This is a genomic window from Bacillus sp. FSL K6-1003, assembly GCF_037964945.1.
GTDB classification, from domain to species: Bacteria; Bacillota; Bacilli; order Bacillales; family Bacillaceae; genus Bacillus; species Bacillus mojavensis.
In genome coordinates this window covers 3779520-3802805 of sequence record NZ_CP150176.1, presented here as the reverse complement: position 1 = coordinate 3802805, position 23286 = coordinate 3779520, and the positions used below count along the sequence as shown (strand labels likewise).

General features: G+C 47.1%; 23 protein-coding genes. 17 read left to right on the top strand and 6 right to left on the bottom strand.

The window, feature by feature from the left end; translation table 11 throughout:
- Window positions 1-201 precede the first annotated feature (201 nt).
- From NSU16_RS19380 to NSU16_RS19365, 4 genes are all read left to right on the top strand, one after another.
- Complete coding sequence (locus NSU16_RS19380) at window positions 202-1095, top strand: helix-turn-helix domain-containing protein (protein WP_339191753.1); 894 nt, start codon at window positions 202-204, stop codon at window positions 1093-1095.
- Between the two features lie 119 nt (window positions 1096-1214).
- Window positions 1215-2312: a maltodextrin ABC transporter ATP-binding protein MsmX gene (gene msmX, locus NSU16_RS19375; RefSeq protein ID WP_268444785.1), complete on the top strand. Its 1098-nt coding sequence runs from the start codon at window positions 1215-1217 to the stop codon at window positions 2310-2312.
- 110 nt (window positions 2313-2422) lie between these two features.
- On the top strand, window positions 2423-3151 hold the full coding sequence (locus NSU16_RS19370; protein WP_150224117.1) for a ZIP family metal transporter: 729 nt from the start codon (window positions 2423-2425) through the stop codon (window positions 3149-3151).
- A gap of 99 nt (window positions 3152-3250) precedes the next feature.
- The gene (locus NSU16_RS19365; protein WP_326203909.1) at window positions 3251-4090 is read left to right on the top strand and encodes a polysaccharide deacetylase family protein; all 840 of its coding nucleotides are present in this window, start codon (window positions 3251-3253) and stop codon (window positions 4088-4090) included.
- Between the two features lie 12 nt (window positions 4091-4102).
- Here the strand turns inward: NSU16_RS19365 and NSU16_RS19360 are convergent, their stop codons facing one another.
- The 3 genes from NSU16_RS19360 to cimH form a co-directional block, all read right to left on the bottom strand.
- Window positions 4103-4276, bottom strand: a complete 174-nt coding sequence (locus NSU16_RS19360) for a hypothetical protein (RefSeq protein WP_339192727.1) — start codon at window positions 4274-4276, stop codon at window positions 4103-4105.
- A gap of 86 nt (window positions 4277-4362) precedes the next feature.
- Window positions 4363-6051, bottom strand: coding sequence for a M56 family metallopeptidase (locus NSU16_RS19355; RefSeq protein ID WP_339191752.1), 1689 nt, complete (start codon window positions 6049-6051; stop codon window positions 4363-4365).
- Between the two features lie 123 nt (window positions 6052-6174).
- On the bottom strand, window positions 6175-7524 hold the full coding sequence (gene cimH / locus NSU16_RS19350; protein WP_010332414.1) for a citrate/malate transporter CimH: 1350 nt from the start codon (window positions 7522-7524) through the stop codon (window positions 6175-6177).
- Between the two features lie 554 nt (window positions 7525-8078).
- Between cimH and cydA the strand changes: the two genes are divergently transcribed.
- From cydA to NSU16_RS19325, 5 genes are all read left to right on the top strand, one after another.
- Entirely contained in the window at window positions 8079-9485 is a 1407-nt protein-coding gene (gene cydA, locus NSU16_RS19345; protein ID WP_339191751.1) for a cytochrome ubiquinol oxidase subunit I, read from the top strand.
- Window positions 9469-10485: a cytochrome d ubiquinol oxidase subunit II gene (gene cydB / locus NSU16_RS19340; protein WP_010332412.1), complete on the top strand. Its 1017-nt coding sequence runs from the start codon at window positions 9469-9471 to the stop codon at window positions 10483-10485. The genes cydA and cydB overlap by 17 nt, the downstream gene beginning before the upstream one ends.
- A complete protein-coding gene (gene cydD / locus NSU16_RS19335; RefSeq protein WP_339191750.1) occupies window positions 10485-12188 on the top strand; it encodes a thiol reductant ABC exporter subunit CydD in 1704 nt (567 codons plus the stop codon). The genes cydB and cydD overlap by 1 nt, the downstream gene beginning before the upstream one ends.
- Entirely contained in the window at window positions 12185-13912 is a 1728-nt protein-coding gene (gene cydC / locus NSU16_RS19330) for a thiol reductant ABC exporter subunit CydC (protein ID WP_326191419.1), read from the top strand. Before cydD ends, cydC begins: the two co-directional genes overlap by 4 nt.
- An 86-nt stretch (window positions 13913-13998) precedes the next feature.
- Window positions 13999-14829 carry an NAD(P)H-hydrate dehydratase gene (locus NSU16_RS19325; RefSeq protein WP_339178885.1) on the top strand — a complete coding sequence of 277 codons (831 nt, stop codon included), beginning with the start codon at window positions 13999-14001 and terminating at the stop codon, window positions 14827-14829.
- A gap of 12 nt (window positions 14830-14841) precedes the next feature.
- On the opposite strand, the gene NSU16_RS19320 is transcribed toward NSU16_RS19325, so the two are convergent.
- A complete protein-coding gene (locus NSU16_RS19320) occupies window positions 14842-16215 on the bottom strand; it encodes a cytosine permease (protein ID WP_127696338.1) in 1374 nt (457 codons plus the stop codon).
- A 213-nt stretch (window positions 16216-16428) separates the two neighbouring features.
- Between NSU16_RS19320 and sigY the strand changes: the two genes are divergently transcribed.
- Genes sigY through NSU16_RS19290 form a run of 6 tightly spaced genes read left to right on the top strand, consistent with a single transcriptional unit; the run spans window position 16429 to window position 19333 of the window.
- Complete coding sequence (gene sigY, locus NSU16_RS19315; RefSeq protein ID WP_229148472.1) at window positions 16429-16965, top strand: RNA polymerase sigma factor SigY; 537 nt, start codon at window positions 16429-16431, stop codon at window positions 16963-16965.
- Window positions 16958-17275, top strand: a complete 318-nt coding sequence (locus NSU16_RS19310) for a YxlC family protein (protein ID WP_339191749.1) — start codon at window positions 16958-16960, stop codon at window positions 17273-17275. The genes sigY and NSU16_RS19310 overlap by 8 nt, the downstream gene beginning before the upstream one ends.
- Window positions 17275-17478, top strand: coding sequence for a sigma Y negative regulator YxlD (gene yxlD, locus NSU16_RS19305; RefSeq protein WP_268471794.1), 204 nt, complete (start codon window positions 17275-17277; stop codon window positions 17476-17478). Before NSU16_RS19310 ends, yxlD begins: the two co-directional genes overlap by 1 nt.
- Window positions 17478-17666 carry a sigma Y negative regulator YxlE gene (gene yxlE / locus NSU16_RS19300; RefSeq protein WP_024123344.1) on the top strand — a complete coding sequence of 63 codons (189 nt, stop codon included), beginning with the start codon at window positions 17478-17480 and terminating at the stop codon, window positions 17664-17666. Before yxlD ends, yxlE begins: the two co-directional genes overlap by 1 nt.
- 6 nt (window positions 17667-17672) lie before the next feature.
- Window positions 17673-18560, top strand: a complete 888-nt coding sequence (locus NSU16_RS19295) for an ABC transporter ATP-binding protein (RefSeq protein WP_339191748.1) — start codon at window positions 17673-17675, stop codon at window positions 18558-18560.
- Entirely contained in the window at window positions 18557-19333 is a 777-nt protein-coding gene (locus NSU16_RS19290) for an ABC transporter permease subunit (RefSeq protein ID WP_326226125.1), read from the top strand. Before NSU16_RS19295 ends, NSU16_RS19290 begins: the two co-directional genes overlap by 4 nt.
- Here the strand turns inward: NSU16_RS19290 and NSU16_RS19285 are convergent.
- Window positions 19330-20532 (bottom strand): MFS transporter, encoded by a 1203-nt coding sequence (locus NSU16_RS19285; protein ID WP_339191746.1) that lies wholly within the window; start codon window positions 20530-20532, stop codon window positions 19330-19332. The genes NSU16_RS19290 and NSU16_RS19285 overlap by 4 nt on opposite strands.
- Before the next feature lie 99 nt (window positions 20533-20631).
- The gene (gene katX, locus NSU16_RS19280; protein WP_010332400.1) at window positions 20632-22275 is read right to left on the bottom strand and encodes a catalase KatX; all 1644 of its coding nucleotides are present in this window, start codon (window positions 22273-22275) and stop codon (window positions 20632-20634) included.
- A gap of 127 nt (window positions 22276-22402) precedes the next feature.
- On the opposite strand from katX, the gene NSU16_RS19275 reads away from it, so the two are divergent.
- Both NSU16_RS19275 and NSU16_RS19270 read left to right on the top strand, forming a co-directional pair.
- Window positions 22403-22993: a DNA-3-methyladenine glycosylase gene (locus NSU16_RS19275; RefSeq protein WP_010332399.1), complete on the top strand. Its 591-nt coding sequence runs from the start codon at window positions 22403-22405 to the stop codon at window positions 22991-22993.
- Between the two features lie 32 nt (window positions 22994-23025).
- A complete protein-coding gene (locus tag NSU16_RS19270; protein ID WP_010332398.1) occupies window positions 23026-23181 on the top strand; it encodes a hypothetical protein in 156 nt (51 codons plus the stop codon).
- Window positions 23182-23286: the final 105 nt, after the last annotated feature.

Below are 23286 nucleotides of genomic sequence, written 5' to 3'. Positions count from 1 at the left end.
AGCTGCAGAGGGATTTATTTGTTTAGAACGGATATGTGCGGTATTGTTTCTGCATTCGTCTCAGTTCATGCATATCCTCTATTGCCGTTGAAGCAAGGCTGTAAACGAAAGAGGGCCGTCTTATGCGAAAAAGAAGCTGGAGAACATGTGTATTTCGCCTTATACTGAAAATACATATCCTTACATAGGAGAGGAGACCATATGAAGTCGCTGCTGGCTATTTATCCCGGTTTGATTGTGTCTGACAAGCTTTGTACAAAGGAAGACTGTCTATGTTTTTTTGATGAAAACAGTCAGAAATATATCTCGATCCCAAAAACGGAGATCAGCCAAAAGGAGACGTTGCTGCTCCAGTCATTTTTAACGCTAGCGGAAGAGGCAGATCACATGTCGTTCAAATCGCCAGAAGAAAACAAGTGGTTTGCGTTTCTATTCTCGAAAGGAGAAGTGCCCCCGAATATCACTAAGAGGACAAGGTTCATTCATTTTCATTTGATTGGCAAAACAGAACGGGCATCATTTGCGGAAGCGATGCGCCATTTTTGGCCGGTGTCTTTTGTGATCGTTTGGATGCATGAGGACAGAGGCGTGATTGTCGAGCAGGAAAGTGAAGCGGCAGCGGGGAAAGACGAACTGGAGTCGCTCGCCAGGGTTCTTGAAAGTGATTTCTACTTCAGTGTCCGTTTTTACGCCGGAAGGTTTTATGAAACAGATGAGCGCTTACGAAAACATTATGCCCGTGAACAAACGTATTTTCTATTTGCTGAAAAGCGGCTGCCGCAGGTTCAGAGTGTCACGTTTGATATCATGTTCCCTTTTTTATTATTGGAAGAAGAAAAGGGACGGCTGAAATCACTGCTTTGTGAAGAAGCCGAGCTATTATTTGTAAATGAACCTGAGCTGAGAAAAACGATCAAGCTGTTTATTGAAAACAACTCAAACGTGACATTAACAGCGAAAAAACTGCATCTGCACCGCAACAGCCTGCAGTACCGAATTGATAAATTTATCGAGCGGTCAGGAATAGACATTAAAACGTATACAGGCGCTCTGCTTGCGTATTTTATCTGCCTGCAAAGTGAAGGTTCAGAATAAACTGGAAATATGCACGAAAACGGCCGTGTGATTTTATGAATGCTGCCCATTTCAGTGTTGGATAAATGCTGATACACTTGATTTAAGAAAGCGTTTACAATACTAAAGGGGGATGTTAGATGGCTGAATTGCGGATGGAGCACATTTATAAATTTTATGATCAGAAGGAAGCGGCGGTAGACGACTTTAATCTTCACATAGCGGATAAGGAATTTATCGTATTTGTCGGCCCGTCCGGCTGCGGTAAATCAACAACACTGCGGATGGTCGCAGGACTTGAGGAAATTTCGAAAGGTGATTTTTATATTGAAGGAAAACGGGTAAATGATGTGGCGCCAAAGGACAGGGATATCGCGATGGTGTTCCAAAACTACGCGCTCTATCCGCATATGACGGTATACGATAATATCGCCTTCGGGCTGAAGCTCCGCAAAATGCCGAAACCTGAAATTAAAAAAAGAGTGGAGGAAGCCGCTAAAATTCTCGGGCTGGAAGAATATTTGCACCGCAAGCCGAAAGCGCTCTCAGGCGGGCAGAGACAGCGGGTTGCGCTGGGAAGGGCGATCGTGCGGGATGCAAAGGTATTCCTGATGGATGAGCCTTTGTCGAATCTGGATGCAAAGCTTCGGGTGCAAATGAGAGCCGAAATCATTAAACTCCACCAGAGACTGCAGACCACCACGATTTACGTCACGCATGATCAGACAGAAGCACTGACGATGGCGACTCGAATTGTGGTCATGAAGGACGGCAAAATTCAGCAGATCGGGACGCCGAAGGATGTTTACGAATTCCCTGAAAACGTATTCGTGGGCGGTTTTATCGGATCACCAGCCATGAACTTTTTCAAAGGAAAGCTGTCTGACGGCACAATCAAAATCGGTTCTTCCGTGTTGAGCGTGCCGGAGGGGAAAATGAAGGTGCTTCGTGAAAAGGGCTACATTGGCAAAGAAGTCATTTTCGGCATCCGCCCTGAGGATATTCATGATGAACTGATTGTCGTGGAATCGTATAAGAGCTCTTCAATTAAAGCGAAAATCAATGTCGCGGAGCTTCTGGGATCTGAGATTATGATTTATTCGCAAATTGATAACCAAGACTTTATTGCGAGGATCGATGCCCGTCTCGATATTCAGTCAGGTGATGAGCTGACAGTTGCGTTTGATATGAATAAAGGCCATTTCTTTGATAGCGAAACAGAAATCAGAATTCGTTAAGCTGGAGAACCGGACATGGAGAGATGTCCGGTTTTTTGCATGCCCTCTCTCTTTCAAGGTTTACAGCAAAAACCGCGGCGGGTAGTGGTTTGTAGAAAGGAGAGATCGAGATGTGGAATGCGGCGATGTGGGGCGGTATTTCCGGCTCTGCTGTTTTGCTGGGCGCGCTGGCGTCGATGTTTCTTCCGATTCGCAAGCGTATCATCGGTTATATCATGGCTTTTGGCACAGGGGTATTAATCGGCGCTGCCGCCTATGAACTTCTTGAGGACGCGGTGAAGGATGGCGGAATGGTCTCGACAGGCGCCGGATTTATAGCAGGAGCTGTCGTGTTTACCCTTTTTGACTACGCGGTTTCAAAAAGAGGCGCGTCACAAAGAAAAAGATCGGGACAAGCAGCTGCAGGCGGCGGGGGGATCGCGATTTTTATCGGCACCATCATGGATGCTGTCCCCGAGTCTATTATGATTGGAGCCAGTCTTCTTGAGGAACAATCCGTCAGTTTCCTTTTGGTGGTCGCGATTTTTATCAGCAATATACCTGAAGGGCTGTCCAGCACGGCCGGCATGAAGAACAGCGGATATTCAAAGGCGAAAATCTTGCTGCTTTGGGCGGCGGTACTGATGATTTCTATTTTTGCCTCATGGTCAGGATATTACTTCCTCGATGATGCTCCTGAGGAGATGATGTCGGCAATCGCCGCTTTTGCGGGCGGAGGAATCATCGCAATGATTGCATCCACGATGATGCCCGAGGCATATGAAGACAGCGGTCCGATGACAGGGTTAATGGCTGCTCTTGGTCTTTTAACGTCTTTGATTTTGAATCAGTTTTCCTAATCTGCACCGGACATGGCTACATGTCTGGTTTTTTCACTTGAAAATCCCGCAAATCAACCGATGAAAAGGAGGAAGAAATAGACAGAAAGCAGGAAAACGATGAAACGATTTATCCTAAGCATCTTTCTTTTGGGCAGTTGCTTGTCTCTTGCCGCTTGCACTGAAAAAGAAGCAAACGCGGAGCAGCAGATGCCAAAAGCGGAACAAAAGAAACCGGAAGAAAAGACAGTACATGTGCAGAAAAAAGAAGATGATACATCCGCATGGATCAAAACAGAGAAACCGGCAAAGCTGCCGATTTTGATGTACCACAGCATCTCTTCGGGCAACAGCCTCCGTGTGCCAAAGAAAGAATTTGAGGCACATATGAAATGGCTGCACGATAACGGCTACCAGACATTAACCCCAAAAGAGGCGTATCTCATGCTGACTCAGGACAAGAAGCCGAGTGAGAAATGTGTGCTGATCACGTTTGATGACGGATACACCGATAATTACAAAGACGCGTATCCGGTATTAAAGAAGTACGGCATGAAGGCGACGATTTTTATGATCGGCAAATCAATTGGACATAAACATCATCTGACAGAGGATCAAATGAAAGAAATGGCGCACCATGGCATATCAATTGAAAGCCATACGATTGACCACCTTGAGCTGAACGGTTTAACACCAGAACAGCAATATAGCGAAATGGCAGATTCAAAAAAACTGTTTGATAGGATGTTCAATCAGCAAACGGCCATCATCAGCTATCCGGTTGGGCGCTACAACGAAGATACGCTGAAGGCCGCTGAAGAAACCGGTTATCAAATGGGAGTGACGACTGAACCTGGTGCAGCCTCCAGAGATCAGGGGATGTACGCCCTCCATCGTGTACGTGTATCCCCGGGAATGTCAGGGGCGTCCTTTGGTGCGTACATTGAGTCGATGAAATAAAAATGGCGGCGATTAATCGCCGCCGCCCCCTCCGCCGTCACAGCCGGAATCCCCGAAACCTCCGTCACTGCCGCATCCATCATGGCGGGAATCACCATCGGAAAATCCGAAAAAACCGCTGTCCGCCCGCTGGCGTCCTTTGGTTTTTGAATCAGATGATCGAGCCGATTGATAAATGACGATCATTCCGAAGATCAAAGCGATAAGAATCACAATCATATGGCTCCCCCCTTAAACAATGATTTTTCATACGTTTTAAAATCTGAAAAGTTTCACTTGAGGGAGACAGATTCTTTCAGCCGATCTCTCAGCCAGCGCTTGACCATGCCGTGTCCTTTGTTCGAAAGCAATGCGCTGACACGCCAATACATAGGTGGATGAGGAGAAAACTGAAAGTCTATGATTCTGAAAAGCCAGCTGTTATCCCGGATGAGAGAGTTCACCTTAACTTCATCTTCATCTATATCAGAGCTGTAGGTGTTTTGTTTTTGCAGAGCTTCATCCTGACGAACCGCCAGGATCTTTAAGGATTCAGCCATCTGCCTGTATCCGCCCTCCAGCAGTGAAGCGCCAAGGTGATCGGCGCGCACCTCCATCCATTGGGAACAAAATGACTGATAAAGCTGGAATAGAATGATGATTCCCATGATTAGCGCCCAAAGTGCGATTTTGTAAGCGCCGGGATGGGCGATGTAATGCTCAAGTAAAAGAATGATCCCGATGACTGCCCCAAGATAAAGAAAGCGCAACAGCTGCATGGACAGCACATCACGTTTTTTAATATGAACAGCTTCATGGGCAAGAATACCCTCAATGACATGCGGCGGAAGGGTTAATGTAGCGCTTGTCAGAATCACCATTGATCTTCCTACATTCATTCCGACTGCCATGCCGTTATATTCATCACTATCCGTTTCATATATCTCCACATGCGAAATGCCTGCTTTTCTAAACATCTTATCTGCCGCTGCCTGAACGTCTGAATTCAGACAAGGCCTGGCATCCATTGCTGTCCGCAGCACCCGGTCAGATAGATACATATTCAAAGCCCAGTACAACATCACGGCACCAGCCATGACCCAAGGTGAAGCGTGTAAGGCATATAAAGCGAGCACCAATATGGCGTAAGCAGATATCCCTTTTACGCTTGCGGCAAAATAAAGTTTACCTAAAAGCCGTTTTACATTTTTCCGATGATAAAGCGGCAGGACAGCAATAACCGTTTCCTCTTTGTTTTCTGAATCTAGAAATTCCCCGAGGATTGATTTCCATTTTTCGGGTTCCTTCACGGTCAGATACAGCGTTTCGCCGGGAAGAGAGAGCCTTATGACTTGCTGAAAGCTTGTTGTCATATCGAGCCGGGATGAATACATTGTCAAAAGCGGGTGAAGCTTTAATAGATCTGCCGTCGATTCAAGCCGGATGTCTTTCAGGTCTGAAAGCGGGTAGGTGCGGGTTTCATACCGTGAGCTGATATGCCATGTTTCTAAAGATGAAGAATAAAAGACTTTTACACTTAGAAAATTTAATATGCGTTTTACCAGTGCCGCGCCGCCCGAGATGAAACCGAACAGGATCACATATTTTAGAACGCTGGTGTCAGGCCCGTAAATGAAGAAAACAATAGCGCCCGCAAACACAATGACAGTCAGGGCAATATCCGAGAGGAGGCGTGTGTGGTCTCTTGCAAGCTCAACTTCCTGCCAATCGCCTGATGGCTTTTCAACACGGCTGGGGACAGTCAGATCCAATGCGGTCCAGTAGCTGGTGAACATCAATGCCAGAGAGACGATGCCATCTATGAAAGGCTGTTGAGAGAAGATAAAGCTAGCAGCACCGACCCAAAGAACAATATCAATCCAGAGTTCTAATGCCGGAAGAAGCTTTGCTGCAAGGGCTGATATCAGCTGAATGCCCAGCCCGAGAATGATAAAGAAAAAAAGACTGGTTCCCATAGGCATGCTAGAGTCCTTTCTATCATAATCTTTCCAACTACTACTATAGCATGCGGCGGGAATTTGTAAAAACACGGAAATGCAAAAAAGCAAGCTCTTTCGTCATCCGAAGAACTTGCTTTCAGCCTATCAATAAAACTGGTGTAACAGCAATAACGTGAGGGACACTGTGATGGCCCCTCCAATTCTAGTGGACACCTGGGCAAAAGGCATCAGCTCAAGCCTTTCTGCGGCGCTTAATATCGCGACGTCACCGGTGCCTCCTTGCCCTGAATGGCACGCATTAATAATAGCTGTTTCGATCGGGTACATGTTCAGCCATTTTCCCGTGAAAAAGCCGACCGTCATCATTGTCACAACGACAGACAGAATCGTAATAATATTACTGAGATTAAAGGCGGCCACAAGCTTGTCCCATGGCGTCATGGACACGCCGATTGCAAAGAGCAGCGGATAGGTGACTGCCGTTGAAAAGAAGCGGGACACGCCAAACGCGCCGTTTTCAATTGAGGCAGGGACCAGTCTGAACAGCTTGATCAAAACAGCTAACAGCAGCATGGCAACAGGAGCAGGAAAACCGAAAAAGTCGTGGGCGAGCATACCGACCAAATATAAGGAGACGGCAAGGATTCCCCCGGACGCAAACAGAGAAAGGTTGAACATGTGCTGGCCGTTTTGCGATTCCTCCAGCGCAGGTGAATCTTCTGAACGGTCAACTTTACCGTTGCCGGTCCATTCCGGTTTTTTCTTGCCGATTCTGTTGAGCAGGCCCGCTAAAATGATTGCACATAGACTGCCGAGCATGATCGATGGAAGAACAAGTGCAAACGCTTCCCCTTGAGACATCGGCATGATATCCGAATAACCGATGGACAGAGGGATGGCGCCTTCTCCGACGCCGCCAGCCATAATAGGAATCACGACGTACAGAAGGGTGTGCTGAAATCCGAGGCCAAGCAATGTACCGACAGCCAGTCCCACAATGGCGGCCGCGACAGAACCGGCGATAAGCGGTATAAAAATTTTCATAAATGCTTTTACAAGTGTTTCTCTTTTCATGCCGAGGATGCTTCCGACAACAATTCCGGCAATAAACAAATAAAGAAAGTTTGAGTTTTCTGTAAATTCTGTGGTGGATTTGACAATATCATTTGGCAGCAGGTGATAGTAGACGACAGCAGATGGAATAAAAGTAGCAAGGATGGCCGGACCGCCGATAGAGCGCACAATCGGTATCGATTTTCCGATTTGGGCAAAGGTAAATCCGAAAAACGCCATGACGGCAATGGATGTCAAGATGTCGCTTTTTACATCGTGATGCAATACAAAAATAGTAATTAATATAAACAGCAGGGCATAAACAGGAAGCGGTATAATGCCTACTTTTATATTCATAGCCTTCGCAAACCAATTCTCTTTTCGAACCCCTTCGTGAATTGTATCCGTTTGCATTTGCAATTGAGTTTGAAGCTCTCCCATTAAAAAACCTCCCCCTAATCTTGTTGCCAGTGAAATTGTTCACTATGTTAAGTATACTAAAAAATTGAAATTATTAATATATTAAAAATTTACTATTCAAACTTTTCTTTTTTATGATTCAGATGAAAAGAGACGTTCTGACTAAATTCCGGATGTGCCGGAGTGCCGAGAACCCAGTGCTGATGCCGGTCAAGCATTTTATTCGCAAGGAGCGAAGTGTTGATGTACGATAATAAAGGGTCATTTATCCTAGCGACCGCCATAAATCAGCAACAAAATAGACAATAATCCGTCACATAGCGCAGGACTTTTTAGGTATTTTGGGCTTTATTTTTGAAACAGATCGTTGTAAAGTACTTAATATGAACCATTCAGGGATCGTGCCATTCGTCAGTCTGGCAATCTTGAATCATATTGGACGACTTTTTGACGTATTTGTGAAGTATTGAGCATTATTTTTTTCGTCTATTTTGTGAAATGTTGATCAAAGTTTTGGTTCTGCTTGTGAAGTAGTGAACAATATAACATTTTCAATCGGAAATGGAGGATAAAGCATGAGTGAATTAGTATTAGCCCGCATTCAATTTGCATCAACAACGTTGTTTCATTTCTTGTTTGTGCCAATGTCAATCGGGCTTGTGTTTATGGTTGCATTGATGGAGACTCTTTATCTTGTGAAGAAAAATGAGATGTACCTCAAAATGGCGAAGTTTTGGGGACACTTGTTCTTAATAAATTTCGCAGTCGGTGTTGTTACGGGGATTTTGCAAGAATTCCAGTTTGGACTGAACTGGTCTGATTATTCCCGTTTTGTCGGAGATGTATTTGGCGCGCCGCTTGCGATTGAAGCATTATTGGCGTTTTTCATGGAATCGATTTTTATCGGATTGTGGATTTTCGGCTGGGACCGCCTGCCTAAAAAAATTCACGCGCTCTGCATTTGGCTCGTGTCATTCGGAACGATTATGTCGTCCTTCTGGATTTTAACAGCGAACTCCTTTATGCAGGAGCCGGTCGGCTTTACGATCAAAAACGGACGCGCGGAAATGAATGACTTTGGCGCGCTGTTGACAAATCCGCAGCTATGGGTTGAATTCCCGCACGTCATTTTCGGTGCGCTTGCCACCGGGGCCTTCTTTATCGCGGGTGTCAGTGCTTTTAAACTATTAAAGAAAAAAGAAGTGCCATTCTTTAAACAATCTTTCAAACTCGCAATGATTGTGGGTCTTTGTGCAGGCCTTGGCGTTGGCCTGAGTGGCCACATGCAGGCTGAACACTTGATGGAATCACAGCCAATGAAAATGGCTGCCAGTGAAGGGCTTTGGGAAGACAGCGGCGACCCTGCTGCTTGGACGGCCTTTGCCACAATTGATACGAAAAATGAAAAGAGCTCAAATGAAATCAAAGTTCCATACGCATTGAGCTACCTGGCTTACCAAAAATTCAGCGGCAGTGTCAAGGGAATGAAAACACTTCAGGCAGAGTACGAAAAAGTGTATGGAAAAGGCGACTATATTCCGCCTGTCAAAACGACGTTCTGGAGCTTCCGTATTATGGTTGGAGCAGGTGTTGTCATGATTCTTGCTGCGTTAGGCGGCCTTTGGCTGAACCGCCGCAAAAAGCTGGAAAACAGCAAATGGTATTTGCGCATCATGATCGCATTGATTTCCTTCCCGTTTATTGCCAACTCCGCGGGCTGGATTATGACAGAAATCGGGCGTCAGCCTTGGACGGTCATGGGTTTGATGACAACGGCTCAATCCGTGTCGCCTAACGTAACGGCGGGCTCCCTGTTATTCTCAATCATCGCATTCGGTGTGATGTATATGATTTTAGGCGCATTGCTCGTCTTCTTGTTCATCCGTGAAATTAAAAAAGGCGCGGAGCATGATGATCATCATGATGTTCCTGTTTCAACAGATCCTTTTAGTCAGGAGGTATACCATGGCATCTCTTCATGATCTTTGGTTTATACTCGTTGCTGTATTGTTTATCGGTTTCTTCTTTTTGGAAGGCTTTGATTTCGGGGTCGGCATGGCGACCCGTTTTCTTGGCCATAATGAATTAGAGCGCAGAGTGCTGATCAACACGATCGGGCCGTTCTGGGACGCGAATGAAGTATGGCTTTTGACTGGTGCGGGTGCTATCTTCGCGGCGTTTCCAAACTGGTATGCAACGATGCTGAGCGGTTATTACATTCCGTTTGTCATTGTGCTGCTTGCGTTAATGGGCCGCGGGGTCGCGTTTGAATTCCGCGGCAAGGTTGATCATTTAAAATGGGTAAAGGTTTGGGACTGGGTGGTTTTCTTCGGCAGTCTGATTCCTCCGTTTGTGCTTGGTGTGTTATTTACGACATTATTCCGCGGTATGCCGATTGATGCCGATATGAACATTCACGCGCATTTCTCTGATTATATAAATGTATATTCTGTACTTGGCGGCGTGACCGTAACACTTCTCTGCTTCCTGCATGGATTAATGTTCATCACGCTGCGTACGATTGGTGATTTGCAGCAGCGCGCCCGACAAATGGCGCAAAAGATAATGGGTATTGTTTTTGTGGCAGTGCTTGCTTTTGCGGCTCTTTCTGCTTATGAGACAGACATGTTTACACGCCGCGGCGAGATTACAATACCGCTTGTTGTTTTGATTGTCATCTGCTTTATGCTTGCAGCTTTATTCATCCGTAAGAGTAAAGACGGCTGGACATTTGCGATGACAGGCGCGGGTCTTGCTCTGACCATAGGAATGATTTTCATTTCGCTATTCCCTCGGGTGATGGTCAGCTCGATTCAAAGCGCGTTCGATTTAACAGTAGCTAACGCTTCTTCCGGTGATTATTCGCTTAAAGTCATGTCAATTGCAGCATTAACGCTATTGCCGTTTGTCATCGGCAGTCAGATCTGGAGCTATTATGTCTTCCGGAAGCGCGTCAGTCATAAGGAGCCTATGACTTATTAATGGGAAAAGACCTGTTTCGATATAAAGGAATGAAGCGGATTCTCACCGTGATTACTTGCTTAACGCTGATTCAGACAGCCGCTATTATCATGCAGGCAGAGTGGCTGAGTGAAGCTGTAACCGGACTGTTCAACGGGAAGAGCATTGCCTCCCTGTTTCCGGTGATCGGCTTTTTCCTCATCGCTTTTGTCGCGCGGCACGGGGTGACAGTGGCGCGTCAGAAACTCGTCTATCATTATGCCGCCCAGACGGGAGCTGATTTGAGAAAAAGCTTTCTCGATCAGCTGTTCCGTTTAGGCCCCCGCTTTGCAAAGAAAGAGGGGACGGGACAAATGGTGACGCTGGCGATGGAAGGCATCAGCCAGTTCCGCCGCTATCTTGAACTGTTTTTGCCGAAAATGGTCAGCATGGCGATTGTGCCTGCTGCTGTTGTCATCTACGTGTTTTTTCAGGATCGGACGTCGGCGATTATTTTAGTCGCGGCCCTGCCGATTCTGATTATATTTATGATTCTTCTTGGCCTTGTCGCACAGCGAAAAGCGGATCGCCAGTGGAAATCATATCAGACATTGTCCAACCATTTCGTTGATTCTCTTCGCGGATTGGAGACATTGCGTTTTTTAGGATTGAGCAAATCGCATAGCAAAAACATTTTCCACGTCAGTGAGCGGTATCGCAAAGCGACAATGAGTACACTGCGGGTGGCGTTTTTATCTTCATTTGCTCTCGACTTTTTCACGATGCTGTCTGTGGCGACAGTTGCTGTGTTTTTGGGACTGCGTTTGATTGACGGCGATATTTTGCTTGGCCCTGCATTAACGGCGCTTATCCTGGCACCTGAGTATTTTCTGCCGGTGCGGGAAGTGGGGAACGATTATCACGCAACGCTAAACGGGCAGGAGGCGGGCAAAACCATTCAAGAAATTTTGTCGCAGCCTGGCTTTAAAGAAGAGGAGCCGCTTCAGCTTGGGATGTGGTCCGATCAAGATGAGCTGAAGCTGTCAGGCGTGTCAGTTGGCCGGTCGGTGTCTGATATTGATCTGTCATTCAAAGGCAAGAAAAAAATCGGCATTATCGGTGCAAGCGGTGCCGGAAAATCAACATTAATTGATATCCTCGGCGGTTTTTTGGAGCCGGATAGCGGTGTTATTAATGTGAACGGTTCAAGCCGTTCGCACCTGCAGGACGGGAACTGGCAGAAAAACCTTGTCTATATTCCGCAGCATCCTTATATTTTTGATGATACGCTGGCGAACAATATCCGCTTTTATCACCCAAGCGCTTCTGCTGAAGATACAGCCCGCGCTGCTGCCTCAGCGGGATTGACGGAGTTTGTAAACACCCTTCATGAAGGGTTGGAGGGACGGATCGGAGAAGGCGGCCGGACGCTCAGCGGCGGTCAGGCTCAGCGTGTCGCGCTGGCCCGCGCCTTTTTGGGAAACCGGCCGATTCTGCTGCTGGATGAGCCGACCGCCCATCTGGATATCGAAACAGAATATGAAATAAAAGAAACGATGCTGGATTTATTTGATGATAAGCTTGTCTTTCTCGCGACACACCGCCTCCATTGGATGCTTGATATGGATGAAATGATCGTGCTGGACGGAGGCAAGGTTGCAGAAATCGGGACTCACGATGAATTGCTGGCGAAAAACGGTGTGTACACCAAACTCGTGAAGGCACAACTGGGGGAAAGAGCATGAAGAAAGAAGAATGGATTCTGCCGTATATCAAGCAAAATGCCCGTCTGTTTGTTCTTGTTGTCTTTTTGGGCGCGGTGACGATTTTTTCCGCTGCTTTTCTCATGTTTACGTCAGGGTTTTTAATTTCAAAAGCGGCGACAAGACCGGAGAACATCCTGCTCATTTATGTCCCGATTGTCGCCGTTCGAACCTTTGGGATTGCCCGGTCTGTGTCACGCTATGTGGAGCGCCTGATCGGCCATCACATCATTTTGAAAATCGTGTCCGACATGCGCGTCCGCCTTTACAACATGCTTGAGCCGGGCGCTTTGATGCTGCGATCCCGTTTTCGCACGGGAGATATGCTCGGCATTTTATCTGAGGATATTGAGCATTTGCAGGATGCCTTCTTAAAAACCATTTTCCCTGCCATCTCAGCCTTGCTTTTGTATGCTGTTTCAGTGATTGCGCTTGGTTTCTTCTCCTGGCCGTTTGCCATTTTGCTGGCGGTGTATCTGTTTGTTCTGGTTGTGCTGTTTCCGGTCGTGTCTTTGCTTGTGACGCGGGCGAAGAATGCCAAGCTGAAAAGCGGGCGGAATGTGCTGTACAGCCGTCTCACAGATGCCGTGATGGGTGTCAGCGACTGGATGTTCAGCGGACGCCGGCATGCTTTTATTGATTCCTATGAAAAAGAAGAAAATACGTGGTTTGAGCTGGAACGAAAAAAACATCGTTTTACTAGATGGCGGGATTTCGCCGCGCAATGCCTTGTCGCCGGTCTCATTTTGCTGATGCTGTTTTGGACGGCGGGGCAGCATGCAAATGGCGAACTCGCCAGAACAATGATTGCAGCCTTTGTGCTTGTTGTGTTTCCGCTGACAGAAGCTTTTCTGCCGCTTTCTGATGCCTTGGGCGAAGTGCCGGGTTATCAGGATTCTATCAAAAGAATGAACAAGGTGGCTCCTCAGCCTGAGTCTTCACAAACAGAGTCTGCGGCTGATAGGCTTGATCTCAAAGATGTCACCTTGGCGTTTCGAGATGTGACGTTTTCTTATGACAACACCAGCCAAGTATTGAACCATTTTTCCTTTATGCTGCGCCAAGGAGAAAAAATGGCACTGCTCGGCCGGAGCGGATCAGGAAAATCAACGTCACTCGCATTAATTGAGGGCGCCTTGAAACCTGACTCAGGCTCGGTAACGTTAAACGGAGTGGAAACGGCGTTTTTAAAGGACCAGATTGCTGATGCGGTGGCTGTGTTAAATCAAAAGCCTCACTTGTTTGATACAAGCATTTTGAATAACATCAGGCTTGGAAACGGAAAGGCGAGTGACGAGGATGTGCGCCGCGCCGCAAAGCAGGTGAAACTGCATGATTACATTGAGTCGCTGCCTGACGGGTATCATACTTCAGTTCAGGAAACCGGAATCCGTTTTTCAGGAGGAGAGCGGCAGCGGATCGCGCTCGCCCGGATTTTGCTGCAGGATACGCCGATCATTATACTTGATGAGCCTACAGTAGGCTTAGACCCTATCACGGAACGCGAACTGATGGAAACCGTGTTTGAGGTGCTGAAAGGTAAAACGATTCTTTGGATTACACATCACTTGGCGGGAGTGGAAGCAGCCGATAAAATCGTCTTTCTGGAAAACGGAAAAACAGAAATGGAAGGAACGCACGAGGAACTGCTGGCGACGAACGAACGATATCGCCGTCTTTATCACCTCGACGTTCCTGTAAAATAGAAGACAGCCTTTGGGGCTGTCTTTTTTTGTTTGAAAAGGATGAAGTACAGGAAAAATAAGAAGAGATAATAAGAGGAGGTATGGATATGAATGTTCCGATTTGGACGGAAGAGCATGTGAGGGCTGCGCTCCCTGAAAGAGATGCAGCGAGCCATAAAGGCACGTACGGTACGGCTTTGCTGCTGGCGGGAAGCGATGACATGCCGGGCGCTGCGCTTTTAGCCGGGCTTGGTGCCATGCGGAGCGGTCTCGGCAAGCTTGTCATCGGCACGTCTGAAAGCGTGATCCCGCTGATTGTTCCGGTTCTGCCGGAGGCCACGTATTGGCGTGACGGCTGGGAAAAAGCGGCGGGCTCTCGGCTTGAAGAGACGTACCGGGCGATTGCGATCGGTTCGGGGCTTCCGCAAACAGAGAGAGTGCAGCAGGCCGTTGATCATGTGCTTGAGATGGACTGCCCTGTTATTTTGGATGCCGGAGCGCTGACAAAGCGCACGTATCCGAAACGGGAGGCGCCCGTCATCCTCACGCCGCATCCAGGTGAGTTTTCCCGAATGACAGGGGTCCCGGTGAAAGACTTACAAAACAAAAGAGCGGAATATGCCAAGGAGTGGGCGGTTCAGCTGCAAACGGTGATCGTGTTAAAAGGAAATCAAACCATCATCGCGTTTCCCGATGGCGACTGCTGGAGCAATCCGACCGGAAACGGGGCACTCGCCAAAGGAGGAACCGGCGACACGCTGACGGGAATGATATTGGGCATGCTTTGCTGCCACAAAGACCCGAAACATGCCGTATTAAATGCTGTATACTTGCACGGTGAATGCGCCGAGCTTTGGACTGACGAACACTCTGCTCATACGCTGCTCGCCCACGAGCTCTCTGACATGTTGCCTCGTGTATGGAAACGATTTGAATGAAAAAAGCTGTCTTCATAGGGAAGACAGCTTTTCTTGATAAGCCGCTCGTTTTTTCAGGCGCGGTTTCATGAGTACATAATATAGAACAGAAGGCACGGCTAAGCCGATAATCCATGCGATATCCCCGCCGCCAAACATTTTTGCCAATGGCCCGATGTAAAAGGATGTATTGATAAACGGAATTTCTAACAAGATGGATAGAATGAAAGCAATCGTTGTGATCCAATTGACTCTACCATATGGCCCGTTGACATCAAACATCGCTTTGACCTCATAGTTCCCATGGCGGACGAAGTAGTAATCCACTAAATTGATCGCCGTCCATGGAATTAAGAAATAACTGATAAAAAAGATAAAATTCAAAAACAGCTCCATAAAATTGCTTTGCCCGAGAAGGCTTAGGACTGTTCCGACGATTGTGACGCCAAGAATCATGATGATTCTGATTTTCGGTGTGACTTTTAATTTCAGAAACGGCTCAAGCGTAGTCGTCGTGGACATAAAGGCTCCATACAAGTTAAAGACATTAATCGCCATCTGGCCAAATAAAACAATGATCAGCATAATGAACGAGAAGGGGCCGAACAATTGCACAATCTGGGTCCCTGAGTTTGTCGTAAAATCAGGAAGTGCTGTGGTCAGCAGCGCGCCGAGCAGCATCATCCAGATGGAGCTGACAGATGTTCCTGCGTAGCTGTACCAAAACGTTTTGGACGCCGGTGTTTTAATGGGCAGATATCTAGAATAATCGGCGACATAAGGCGCATAGGCAAGCTGCCAAGTCGCTACTGCGCTGACTGCCACCAAGAAAACGGGCAAGTCGACCGTTCCGGGCACCCAGCTGCCTGCCGGAATCGGTAATTGGAAAATGAGTATCGTTGCAGCAAAAAATACGGCAAAAGAGGTCCAAGAAAGGATTTTTTGCATTTTATGAATCAAATCATGACCGAAAATGGTGAGTAAAAAACATGCGGCGCTTAAGCCTATAATGCTCCATGATCCCGGGATGGGAACAAAGCTGCTTAAGGTCCCGGCCGCCAGAATCGTACTGCTTGCGAAGAAACCAAGGTAGATAAACATGACTAAGAAGAGGGGAAGAATCGCTCCGATTACGCCGAATTGGGCACGGCTTTGAATCATTTGCGGGATGCCGAGCTGAGGTCCTTGCGCGGAATGAGAAGCCATAAATATGGCACCAATTAAGGTTCCGCAAATAATAGCGGCAACACTCCAAAACAGATTAAGTCCCATTGCAACGGGAAGGGTACCGGTTACTAACGTGGTGATATGCATATTGGCCCCGAACCATACGGGAAATAAATCTTTCGCTTTACCATGTCTTTCTTCATTTGGAATATATTCAATCGTTCGCCTTTCTACTTTCAATGCATCGTCCTCCATATATAATGAAATTTTGATATAGACATAAAAACATAGCTTAACAGACTGTACTTCGCTTTACAAATTTTGATGCTCACAAAAACCAATGAGAAGCCAGTGAAGTCAATAGATCAAAAGAATTATAAAAAAAATTGAACGCTTTGGAATCCGGTGTCGTCTCATAAGGCAAGATAACAAAAAAAGGGGGGATCGCGTGCATTGGATACAAATGAAGAAAAGCAATTGATTCAGCAGGCGAAAGAGGGAAGCGACGAGGCGTTTACAGCTCTTTTTCAGCATTATTATTCTTTTCTATACAAATACTTGTTAAAGCTTTCCCTTCACCCTGACATCAGCGAGGATCTGGTTCAGGAAACCTTTCTGAAAGGGTACGTCCATCTAGGGAGTTTTCAAGGCCGATCCAAATTCTCCACTTGGCTGATCTCTATTGCGTCAAGACTCTACCTTGATCACCAGAAAAAGAGAAAGAGAGAATGGAAACGAAATCAGGCTGTTACAGAGGAAACGATACGCAAGATCAAATGGGACGTGTCAATGAAAGGCTCCGAGTGGAGCGAGACGCTTGATCTCTTTTCTCAGCTTGACCCGAAGCTGCGCACGCCCGTTTTATTAAGGCACTATTACGGCTATACCTATGCGGATATCGGGGTGATGCTGCATATCAAAGAAGGCACGGTAAAGTCCAGAGTCCATAAAGGGCTCCAACAAATCAGAAAGGAGTGGACTGATGAATAAAGAAAAGGGATCTGTTCATTTAAAATCGGAATTGCAGAAAATTGACCAATGCGCCAACCCGAATATACCGAGTCAAAAAGAATTGCTTGATCAGCTGTCACAAATGAAAGCCGAACGAAGAAAAAGCGTGCTGAAAGAAGTTATCTTATTTGTGTTCTCTGCACTGATGGTGGTAAGCGCGGCGACTCTGGCATTTACTCAAGTTCCCGCTGCTTTTGTCGTGCTTCAGGTCTGTGCGCTGGCTGTCCTGCCGATTTTGATTGCAGCTGAGAAAAAACGATACCTTGGCGAACGTGAGGTGAAACACTGATGTCCCAAACAGAATTGACGATTTTTGTGTTTGCTTATCTGATTGTATTGGCACAGGGCATCTTTTTATTCATTGATGCGAAAAAACGGGATCGTCTGGCATGGGTGTGGGGAATTGTCGGACTGATTCAAGCGCCGATGCCTCTGATTTGCTATTACTTTTTTGTGATAAGGCCGGACCGAAAAAATAGGAGGATCAACTAATGAATATTTCTTGGGAAATGATTGTACCGCTGATTGTATTACAGGCCGTGCTGGCAGTGTTTGCCCTGATCAGCTGTGTGAAAGAAGAGCGGACAAACGGGCCGAAATGGATGTGGGCAGCAGTGATTATATGCATCAATATTATTGGGCCGATTTTATTTTTTACCGTCGGCAGAAAGCAAAGGTGAGCGAGCATGCTATCTATTGAGTCATTATGCAAATCATATCGGCATCATCAAGCTGTACGGGATGTCAGTTTTCAAGTCAAGGAGAACGAGTGTGTCGCTCTATTAGGACCGAATGGGGCTGGTAAAACCACAACGCTTCAAATGCTGTCCGGACTGCTGTCACCTACCTCCGGGACGATCAAGCTGTACGGGGAGCAAAAGGCAGATCGCAGTATGATTGGCTATCTTCCGCAGTACCCGGCTTTTTATTCCTGGATGACGGCTAATGAATTTTTAACCTTTGCCGGGAGACTGTCTGGCCTTTCAAAGAAAAAAAGCCTTGAGAAAATAGGCGAAATGCTGGAGTTTGTCGGTTTGCAGGACGCGTCAAACAAAAGAATCGGCGGTTATTCTGGCGGCATGAAACAAAGGCTCGGCCTGGCTCAGGCTCTGCTTCATAAACCGAAGCTTTTGATTTTGGATGAACCGGTATCTGCACTGGATCCTTCTGGGCGTATTGAGGTGCTGGATATGATGCGGGAGCTGAAAAAACATATGGCTGTTTTGTTTTCTACTCACGTTTTGCACGATGCGGAGCAGGTGTGTGATCAAGTCGTGATCATGCAAAATGGTGAGATTTCATGGAAAGGCGCTTTACAGCAGCTTAAAGAAGAGCATCAAACGAATGTTTTCACTCTTACTGTAAAAGAGAAACTGAAGGGGTGGCTTGAAGAGAGGCCTTATATATCCCATGTTGTCTATAAGAATCCGTCTCAAGCTGTTTTTGAGCTAAGCGATACAGGCTCTGGCAGGACATTGCTGAGCGATTGTATCCAAATGGGATTGACAATCACCTGTTTTGAACAGAAAACCGAGTCTCTCGAAGACGTCTATCTTAAGGTGGTGCACGCATGAATGTCATGATGACGCTATTACAAAAGGAATGGCTGGAAGGCTGGAGAAGCGGCAAGCTGATCTGGCTGCCCATCGCGATGATGATCGTGGGGCTGACGCAGCCGCTGACCATTTATTACATGCCGGAAATCATTGCCCATGGGGGGAGCCTTCCAGACGGTATGAAAATCAGTTTTACCATGCCTTCCGGATCTGAGGTGATGGTGAGCACGCTTTCCCAATTCAACACGCTTGGCATGGCGCTGATCATCTTCAGTGTCATGGGCAGTGTGGCGAATGAAAGAAATCAAGGTGTAACGGCACTGATCATGTCACGGCCTGTGACGGCAGCCCAGTATATATTGAACAAATGGATCACCCAAAGCATGATCGGAATCGCGTCGTTTGCAGCTGGGTACGGACTTTCTTATTATTACGTCCGGATCTTGTTTGAACACGCATCATTCAGCCGCTTTGCAGCAAGCCTCGGCCTCTACTCTCTTTGGATGATGTTTATTGTTACTGCAGGGCTAGCCGGAAGCGTGATGTTTCGGTCTCTCGGAGCAGCCGCGGCAGCCGGAATTGGGCTGACTGCTGCCGTTTCCTTTGCTGTCTCGCTTTTTCCTGATGGTGCGAAATGGCTGCCGGCTGAGCTTTGCAAGCAGGCGGAGCATATTCTGCTTCATGGAGAGCGGGCGGACTTTTTCGGATGGTCGCTCACATTCTCCATTCTGTGCATCATGCTTCTGGCCATTTTTTCTGTGTGGCGCTTCCGGCAGTATGAAAGCTATTAACCGATCATTTTTCGCTTTGTGGCCAGCATCATCAACAAAGCGGAAAATGCCATCAATCCCGCTCCATAAAATACCTCTGCCAAACCGAAAACCTGTGCGATTTTTCCGGCGAGAAGGGGGCCGATAAAGATGCCCAGCGCATAAAACGATTGATAAAAACCCATGGCTGACATTTTTAAACGAGCTGAGCTGATATCGACGACCCGGCTTAACAATAGGGGAAACACAAAGCCAAGCGCCAGACCGATGAAAGCATGGGTCATGCAAACCGTGGACAATGAAGCTGAAAAAGGGACGAACATCAAACAGACTCCAATGACAGCAAAACAAATCAGCATGGTGCCATAGGCGATTCTTCCGGTAAAACGCAAAAACAAAAAGCTCAGGGTAGCCGCTGCATGAGGGAGAAAAAAGGCGCTCATCACCCAAAGCAGTTCGATGTCCCCCATTCCGAGCTGATTTGTATAAAGCGGCGTAAAACCAAACACCGTCATAAATAGCACGGCATGAGCTGTCATAGATAGAATCGTGAAAAGCTTCAGCTTCGGCAGCCGCAATGTTTCTTTGATGTATTGCGTTATACGGAGAGCCTTACGTTGCCCAGGAGAAACGGACGGATCTTTAATAAAGCAGCATATCACAAGGCCGACGCACGAGGCAGCCAGTGCCATCCAAAACGGAACCTGCCTGCCTAAATGCGCTGCTGCAAGCCCGCAGAACACAATGCTGACAAACTGAGGCATGACGGTAAAAAACTGCATAATGCCCATTGCTTTTGACGCACTGCCATCTTTGAAATAATGAGCGTATAGAATCGTTGCCATCACCCACATGGATGCTGTTAACCCCGCGAGAAGCCGGGCGGTCAGGACGAAGAAAAAAGAATCAAACGCAAGAAAAAGCACGCTGCTGAGAATGGAACATCCAAAGCCGGCAATTAACAATGGCTTACGCAGGGAAAAAAGAATTTCTGACAGAACCCCAAGCGGGAACCGCAGCAGGATTTGGGTCACCCCGTAGCTTCCGAGAATCATGCCGATTGCTCCGTATGAAAAGTGCAGGTCCTCCAAATACAGGCTGAAAACAGGAACGTAAATATAGCCCGAAAACCAAAAACAAAATACCATGCATAAGAAAACGGCGTGATCTAAAGTGCCGATTGTTTTTTGCTGAGGAATCAGCGGCTGCTGAATTTCCATGCTCTCACCACCTCTTTCCTTCCAGTACAACACAATTTGTGGAAACGTTTCAATAGAGAATTGAAAAAACAGGACTTCAAAAAAGTCCTGTTCTTGGTGTTAATACGGATCAGACGGATGGCTTTCCTGTTCGGCCTGCTCGACGGCTTGAGCCGTTTCTGTCGTGCCAACCGGTCCGTTGCTGTTATTTTCTGAAGCCTTTTTCAGCCCTTCCGCCACGCGTTTTCCGTAGTCCGGATCGGCTTTTGTGAAATTCTCAATCATTTGCTCCTGAATTTCTTTTCTGCAGGTTGAAAGCGTATTGACCAGATTTGTGATGAGTTCAGTACGCTCAAACTCAGTAAATCTCCGGTACGTTTCACCGGCTTGTCCGAAATTGTTCGTTCTGTCAATCGCTTCCCGCTTCAGGTCGCCTTCGACATGCGGGGTATGGTCTTTTGCCTGCTGGTTTGCTTCCTTTAGTCCGCCCATAATAGACGGTTCATAGTTGACGTGCGGATTTTGACCTTCGCCGATATCCACGCGGTATTGCATTTGACCCCCCTGCTGGTTGGTCGCGACGTGTTTTTTCGGTGAGTTGATTGGCAGCTGCAGGTAGTTTGCGCCAACTCTGTACCGCTGCGTATCGGAATAGGCAAACGTCCGGCCTTGAAGCAATTTGTCATCAGAAAAATCAAGTCCGTCGACAAGGACCCCTGTACCGAATGAAGCCTGTTCTACTTCAGAATGGTAATTCTCAGGGTTTTTGTTTAACACTAATTTGCCGATCGGCTTCCACGGGAAATCATCCTTATACCACAGCTTAGTCGGATCAAGCGGATCAAAGTCGAGCTCCGGATGCTCGTCATCACTCATGATTTGGGCATAAACCTCCCACTCCGGATAATCGCCGTTTTCAATCGCTTCATACAAATCCTGTGTCGCGTGGTTGAAGTTTTTCCCCTGAATCTCTTCCGCTTCCTTCTGTGTCAGGTTGCGGATGCCCTGTTTCGGTTCAAAATGGTATTTTACAAGAACGGCCTTGCCTTCCTCATTCACCCATTTGTAGGCGTGAACGCCTGAACCCTGCATTTGCCGGTAGTTGGCAGGAATGCCCCAAGGCGAAAACAAGAATGTGATCATATGTGTCGCTTCAGGAGATTGAGAAATGAAGTCGAAAATACGTTCACCATCTTGGATATTGGTCACCGGGTCAGGCTGAAACGCGTGTACAAGGTCCGGGAACTTCAGCGGATCTCGAATAAAAAAGATTTTCAGGTTGTTCCCGACCAAATCCCAGTTTCCGTCTTCGGTATAAAGCTTAACGGCAAAACCGCGGGGGTCCCGTAAGGTTTCAGGTGAATGTTTTCCGTGATTGACCGTAGAAAAACGGACAAATGCCGGCGTTTTCTTGCCTTTTTCCTGGAAGAGCTTCGCTCGCGTGTACTTTGAAATCGGCTCGTCTCCAAAACTTCCGTAGGCTTCAAAATAACCGTGTGCGCCCGCGCCCCTGGCATGCACAACACGTTCAGGGATGCGTTCCCGGTCAAAGTGGCTGATCTTTTCAAGAAAATCGTAATTCTCCAGCGTTGTTGGTCCCCTGTTCCCGACCGTTCTCACATTCTGGTTGTCAGTGACGGGATGCCCCTGTCTGTTCGTTAAGGTATCCTCTGACTCGTTTTTCCCGGATGTCTTATGAGAAAGCGCATCCTCACTGCCTTCGACATTTGTGCCGTGATACTCTTTTTGATGATCATCTTTCATTGATGGATCCTCCTTTTTGAACAGTAACAATATTCCCTTGATGGAAGAATTTTAAAACTGAAGTTTTTTTTTAGCTGCTTCGGGAATGGTACAATTACCAAAACAAAAAAAGGAGAGTACGACATCCGTGACCAGAAAAAGAAATCCGCTGCCCATCACGTTTTATCAAAAAACGGCCCTAGAACTGGCTCCCTCTCTTCTCGGCTGTCTTTTGGTAAAAGAAACGGATGAAGGGACAGCTTCAGGTTATATCGTGGAAACAGAGGCCTATATGGGAGCCGGGGACAGAGCAGCCCACAGCTTTAACAACCGCCGGACGAAACGGACTGAGATTATGTTTGCTGAAGCTGGCCGTGTGTATACGTATGTGATGCACACCCATACATTGCTGAACGTCGTTGCCGCCGAAGAGGATGTTCCGCAAGCGGTATTAATCAGGGCGATTGAGCCTCAAGAAGGCCAGCTGTTAATGGAGGAAAGAAGGCCGGGCCGGCGTCCGAGGGAATGGACAAATGGTCCCGGAAAGTTAACGAAAGCCCTTGGCGTCACGATGAATGACTACGGACGCTGGATCACGGAACAGCCGCTTTACATTGAAAGTGGGTACACACCGGAAGAAATATCAACCGGCCCGCGGATCGGCATTGACAACAGCGGAGAGGCGCGCGATTATCCGTGGCGTTTCTGGGTGACGGGAAACAGGTACGTATCGCGTTAGCATGTTTAAGCAAAGGGGGATCTGGGGAATAGTTGAGAAAAAAAGAAGGGAGAATCGGAGTCTTGAAAAAAATGGTCAAAACCGTTATCAAATGGGCGCCGGTCATTTACCCGATTGTTCGAAAAATCATGAAGGACCGCAAGGCGTCTAAACAAAAGAACATGTCCGCATCCCGAACAGCCGGCTGATTCCGGCTGTTTTTTTATGGGTCTGTTTTCCCTCTTGTCCTCCCGATGTTCATTGACTTGCATTTCTCCCCATTATAGAATTTATATACATTTCGCTTTCCCTTC